The organism is Oleiphilus sp. HI0125 (assembly GCF_001635355.1).
Genome location: NZ_LWGF01000269.1, coordinates 1 through 1,075, shown reverse-complemented (window position 1 = coordinate 1,075; position 1,075 = coordinate 1). Strand labels below are relative to the sequence as shown.

Annotated in this window: 1 protein-coding gene; it reads right to left on the bottom strand. The window is 47.0% G+C overall.

Features of this window, described 5'->3' with window-relative positions; translation table 11 throughout:
- Window positions 1-1,075: leucine--tRNA ligase (leuS, locus tag A3762_RS03880; RefSeq protein ID WP_068754191.1), on the bottom strand; the 1,075-nt coding region annotated here is incomplete at both ends.

Here is a 1,075-nt window from a genome sequence, read left to right as displayed (position 1 = left end):
GGATCACTCTTAATCGGTGATTTAACACCATCTAATTCAACATCTTCAGGAAGCTGTACAGGCAGCTCTTCTAGAGGCACAGGGATCTCAGTGCCGTCTTCCAAGTATTTCATTGGAATCGGTGCGCCCCAATAGCGTTGACGAGAGACACCCCAGTCACGTAAGCGGTAATTCACTTTGCGCGATCCAGTTCCAGTTTCTTCAAAGTGCTTCACAATTGCTTCGAATGCTTCAGCAGAGGTTAAGCCAGTAAATTCGCCGGAGTTTACAAGAACACCTTTGTCGGTGTAGGCCGACTCATGAATGTCAAGTTCTTCAACTTCTTCCGATGCGATAACTTGTTTAATTGGAAGCTTATACGTTTTTGCGAATTCATGGTCACGCTCGTCGTGCGCTGGTACAGACATAACTGCGCCTGAGCCGTAGTCCATTAATACGAAGTTCGCAGCCCAAATCGGGACTTCTTCACCTGTAATTGGGTGGATTGCTTTGAAGCCGGTAGGAAGACCTTTTTTCTCCATTGTCGCCATATCTGCTTCGGCAACTTTGTTTTTCTTGCATTCTTCGATGAACTCACGCAAGTCGGTGTTGTTTTCTGCACCACGTGTAGCAAGTGGGTGTTGAGCGGCTACCGCAACATACGTTACACCCATCAGAGTGTCTGGGCGTGTGGTATAAACGCTTAGCGTTTCGTCTGAGTCTTTGATGCCAAAGCTGAATTCAAGACCTTCTGATCGGCCAATCCAGTTGCGCTGCATCGTTTTAACTTGCTCAGGCCATTCGTCAAGTTGATCTAAGTCGTTAAGTAATTCTTCTGCATAATCGGTGATTTTGATAAACCACTGTGGGATTTCTTTGCGCTCGACAATTGCACCAGAACGCCAGCCCCGGCCATCGACAACTTGCTCGTTTGCAAGAACAGTTTGGTCAACTGGGTCCCAGTTAACAGTCGCGTTCTTTTTGTACACTAAGCCGCGCTCNTAAAGCTTAGTGAAGAACCATTGTTCCCACTTGTAGTATTCAGGGCGGCAGGTCGCTAATTCTCGATCCCAGTCATAACCAAAGCCTAATTGCT